Source organism: Aeromicrobium sp., from assembly GCF_014378035.1.
Lineage (GTDB): Bacteria > Actinomycetota > Actinomycetes > Propionibacteriales > Nocardioidaceae > Aeromicrobium.
This window is the reverse complement of sequence record NZ_JACMOM010000337.1, coordinates 1-4396: the sequence shown is the minus strand read 5'-3', so window position 1 is coordinate 4396 and position 4396 is coordinate 1. Positions and strand designations below refer to the sequence as shown.

The window sequence follows — 4396 nt, the reverse complement described above, 5'->3', positions numbered from 1 at the left end:
GAGGTCGAACGGATCCGCGAGCTCGGCAAGCACACCTTTGAGGTGGCACGTCGGCTAGCCCGCGGCACCGCCCCGTACGCCGGCACGTCCCCACGCAGCACCCAACGGGCGATTGAGATGCTGGTCAGGGCCGGCGTGGTGGAGGAGGTTCCCGGCGTGAGCGCGCACACCACGGGACGTTGGCGCCTGGTAGATCCGCTGCTGCGCACCTACCTGGCAGCGCTCGCCCCGTGACCGGGGATGCCCACCACGACGCGGACTCGACCAAGATCTTTGTTGGACACGGCTGGAGGGACCGAGATCGCGACCCCAGATCAACCCGATCCCCATCGACATCAACACGCTGCCGGTCAGCGGCGACAGCCCGGCGTCAGGGTCGTCGGTGACGACGCTCCCGCGCTTCCGGACGCTCCCGAGGAACGCCAGCCCTTCCCGGGTCTCGACAACGTGCAGAACGACGCCGGGATGCGGTTGTGTGGCGGACCCTGGCCGGACTGCCGCCGTGCTGCACGCGTTGGTGCGGCCTGCCGCCTTCGACGGTGGCCGGGACGACGCCGCGCTACTTTCGCCAACGTGAGGGCCGAGACCCGCGGGGGTTCTTGACTGTGAAGCAGGGCACATGCGACGGTACGCGCACCTAGGATCCTAGGTTGCCGGCGCGACGCCTCGAGGGATGCCATGACGGAGATCGCAGATCGGGTAGACGAGGCAGACCCCACCCCCGCGGCGGCTACGGCGTTCGCGGTGGAGCAGCACGGCATCGACCACATCAGTGAATCCGAACGTCGCGGTCGGCCCTTCGATCTCTTCTGGATCTGGTTTGGCGCAAACCTCATCTTCACGTACGTGATCGACGGGGCCATCATCGTCGGCTTTGGCTTGAGCTTCTGGGCAGCGGTGACGGTGGCGGTGATCGGTAGTGGCTTCAGCGTGCTGATCGGGTTGTGCGCCATCCCAGGTGCCCGCGCGGGCACCGCAACTCTCGCCATCTCCCGGAGCGCATTCGGCGTTCGGGGGAACGCGCCTGTCGCTTTCTTGAGCTGGCTGACCGCAGTGGGCTGGGAAGCGGTCAACATCGTGATCGGTACCCTCTCGCTCTACCAGATCGCGCAGGAGTGCGGAGCGGGGTCGGGGACGACGTGGAAGGTTGCCGCACTTCTCGTTGTCGTTGTTCTCACCTTTGGTGTTGCCATCTTGGGGATCGCCGCGATCACAGTGCTGAACAAGTTCTTCTCGTACGTGCTGGGAATCGGTACGGTCATCCTCGGCATCTTGGTGCTCCCGAAGACCAACTTCCACGCGCACCCACAACTCGGTGCACCCACCCATGTCGGTGCATGGCTTCTGGCGCTGCTCGTCATGGCTGCGGCGCCGTTGTCGTGGGTGAACACGGCAGCGGACTACTCCCGGTACTTGCCTCGTCGCACCTCGGGTCGCCGCATCATGCTGTGGACAGCCCTTGGCAACCTGGTTCCAGCGGTGTTGATCACAGTCATCGGGGTGGCCGCAGCGACGGCCACCGACATGACGGATCCGGTGGCCGGCCTGAAGAACATCCTGCCGTCATGGTTCTTCGTGGGCTATCTGGCTGTGATCGTGGGCGGGACCATCACCAACAACTTCCTCAACACGTATTCGTCCGGCATGAGTCTGCTGGCACTTGGCCTCAAGGTGAAGCGCTGGCAGGCGGTCATCATCGACGCCACCGTGGGAACCGCCCTGTCGATCTACGCCCTGTTCGTCTTCGACTTCACGAACTCCTTTATCGAGTTCCTCTCGCTCATGGTGCTGTGGATCGCGCCGTTCGGCGGCGTCTACTTGGCGGACATGCTGCTTCGTCGCGGTCGGTACGACGTCGAGGCGCTCTACGCCACATCCGGTCGCTACTGGTTCTGGAAGGGCTACAACCCGCACGCCCTGGGGTGGTTCCTTGCCGGGGTCGTCGGCGCAGCACTGTTCTCCAGCAGCGCGGCATTTGACGGACCACTGGTTGCGAGTATCGGCGGTGGCGATATCTCAATCTTCGTCGGACTCATCGTCCCCTTCGTCGGCTACCTCGTCACGATGCGCGGAAGACTGGAAGCCATTCCCGACGCCACCGTGCCCGTGCAACGCCCGGCTGGTGGCGCCACCGGGGGCGTCGTACCGAACCAGGTCAGCGGTCACGATGCGAACGGGAACCGGTAGTGGCGCGTATAACAGATGTGGCCGAGGTCGACTGGACCTCGGCGCACCCCAAGCGAGAATGGTTTGAAGTCCGTCAGCTCGACCAGGACGTATATCTCATCGCCGAACCGGGGCACGTCAACAACTTCTTGATTGTTGGGTCGGAACGGGCCGTCTTGCTCGACACCGGGCTGGGTGTCGCAAACATCCGCTCAGTCGCGGAAGGTCTCGCTGGCAAACCCGTCTCGGTCATCAACTCGCACTACCACTTCGACCACACCGGAGGGAATCGGCTGTTCGATGACATCGCCATTCACCGACTCGGTGCACAGCAGCTCGCCCAAGCCGCACCCGAGGGTCTCGCATCGGGATACATGGCCTACACCCGCAACCTCATCGATGCGTGGGCAGGCTACAAGGCACTAGATGACACGTATTTCCACTTGGTCTCAGGGGACACCCTCATCCGGCCACTTCCGGCCGGCTTTCACCCGGAAAACTACGAGATCGTTCCCAGCCAGGCCACGAGACTCCTTGACGATGGGGACGTCGTTGACCTCGGGGACCGCAGCCTTCGGGTGCTGCACACTCCCGGTCACTCGCCCGACAGCATCTGCCTCGTGGACGACGCCCGTGGGCTGCTCTTCGGCGGCGACACCCTCAACACCGGTCCCATCTACGCGCAGCTCGAGGACTCCGATGTCGAGGCGTTCGCGCTCTCCACTGAGCGTCTCGTCACAGACCTCCGGCACAGCGTCCAGCGGATCTTCGTCTGTCACTTCATGCGAGTCGACAATGGCGCTGAGTTGATGCAGGAGATCGCGGAGGGCTTCCAGCGCATTGTCAATGGCGACGTCACCTATCGTGACAACCGCGATTGCCTTGACTACCCCGTACGGGAAGCCTGCTTCGAGCACCACTCAGTGTTCGTAGCAGGAGCCACTCCCGGGCCACGCGTCTGATCACGGACGATGCCGGTGCACTCGATGCAGGCGTTACCCGCGACGTTCTTGGCGCGGGTCGGCCAACTCGACCGACTCAGCGCTGTCCCGCTCTACTATCAGCTCCAGGAGGTGCTCAAACAAGACATCGAGGCCGGTAACTGGGCGGCCGGTGATCTCTTGCCCTCCGAAGCGGAGCTCGGCGATGGCCTTGGCGTCAGCCGCACGGTCATCCGGAAAGCCCTCGATATCTTGCAAGCAGACGGCCAAGTGCTTCGGCAGAAAGGCCGCGGTACGGTGGTTCTGCGCCCGAAGCAGTGGCCCCAAGCGCGGACGACCTCTCGCGCCTGGAACGCCGAGGATCTTGACGCCGGTGCAGTCATTGCCCGTCTCATAGACGCCCGAGTGACCACCGCCGGGCACAACCTAGGCAGAATGCTGTCTGTGCCAGTGCGGTCCGAGGTGTTCGAGCTCACCACGGTCAGCTCTGTCGCGAACGACCCCGTGGGCTTGATGCAAGCCTTCTTGCCCACCGACGCCTGCCCACTGCTTTCTCGCCTTCACCGTGCAGGTCGGTTGCCCGACGTCCGGATCGGCGGTCAAGAGCTGCTCGCACAGTTGCAGATGCAGTACGCACTGCCGCTGCACCGCTCCGAAATCATTGTCGAAGCGACCACCGCGAATGAGTTTGAATGCGACGTGCTCAAACTGCGCGGCGGGTCGGGGATGTTTCTGATCACGACGCTGGAGAAGGACGTGCGGGACGTGCCTGTCGCTTTCACGCGCGCCGTACACCCCAGTGCCCACTTTCGTTTCGCAGCATCCGTGGTCCGCTGATCTCGGCACGGAGCCCAACATGCCATCCCCGTTCAGCAGGCCAGCGCATGTGTCGCGCCCTCGCAACGTCTCGTCCGGCCTCCTGGCGGCGAAGACCCCTGCACGCGCGCGCAGCATGACCGCGGTGGGCTGTCCTCGAGTCACGTGCCTGGCGGCCCGGGTGTCGCTGCGTGGTGCGAGGGGTGGGAAGCGCGCGGTGCACGTCGCGCCCGGGCATGCATGGAACCGAGCTCGCAATGGTCACGGTTGACCTGGGCTTGGGCGGGCAAGACGCTGTCGTGACCGTCCCGCCGCTGTCCGCCACGGCGGGGACGGAGCACGTGCGCCTCGCGATGGGCAGCGACCCGCAGGGCGCGGCTCTAGCCCGAGCGTTCGCCCGGGACGCCGTAGAAGGCTGGGGGCTCGGAGTCCTCGCCGACGACATGGTGCTGGTCGTCAGCGAACTCATCGGG

General features: G+C 64.7%; 4 protein-coding genes. All 4 read left to right on the top strand.

Going from position 1 to position 4396, the window contains the following annotated elements; all coding sequences use genetic code 11:
* Positions 1 to 234: hypothetical protein (locus H7290_RS17960; RefSeq protein WP_290515389.1), on the top strand; the 234-nt coding region annotated here is incomplete at its 5' end.
* A 444-nt stretch (positions 235 to 678) separates the two neighbouring features.
* Positions 679 to 2187 carry a cytosine permease gene (locus tag H7290_RS17955; protein WP_290515388.1) on the top strand — a complete coding sequence of 503 codons (1509 nt, stop codon included), beginning with the start codon at positions 679 to 681 and terminating at the stop codon, positions 2185 to 2187.
* On the top strand, positions 2187 to 3128 hold the full coding sequence (locus H7290_RS17950) for an MBL fold metallo-hydrolase (RefSeq protein ID WP_290515387.1): 942 nt from the start codon (positions 2187 to 2189) through the stop codon (positions 3126 to 3128). Before H7290_RS17955 ends, H7290_RS17950 begins: the two co-directional genes overlap by 1 nt.
* Before the next feature lie 9 nt (positions 3129 to 3137).
* Positions 3138 to 3944: a GntR family transcriptional regulator gene (locus tag H7290_RS17945; RefSeq protein ID WP_290515386.1), complete on the top strand. Its 807-nt coding sequence runs from the start codon at positions 3138 to 3140 to the stop codon at positions 3942 to 3944.
* The last annotated feature ends 452 nt before the right edge of the window (positions 3945 to 4396 follow it).

Excerpts from the sequence above, each read along its gene's own strand:
- H7290_RS17945 (WP_290515386.1), top strand. The coding sequence starts at position 3,138 with ATGCCGGTGCACTCGATGCAGGCGTTACCCGCGACGTTCTTGGCGCGG.
- H7290_RS17955 (WP_290515388.1), top strand. The coding sequence starts at position 679 with ATGACGGAGATCGCAGATCGGGTAGACGAGGCAGACCCCACCCCCGCG.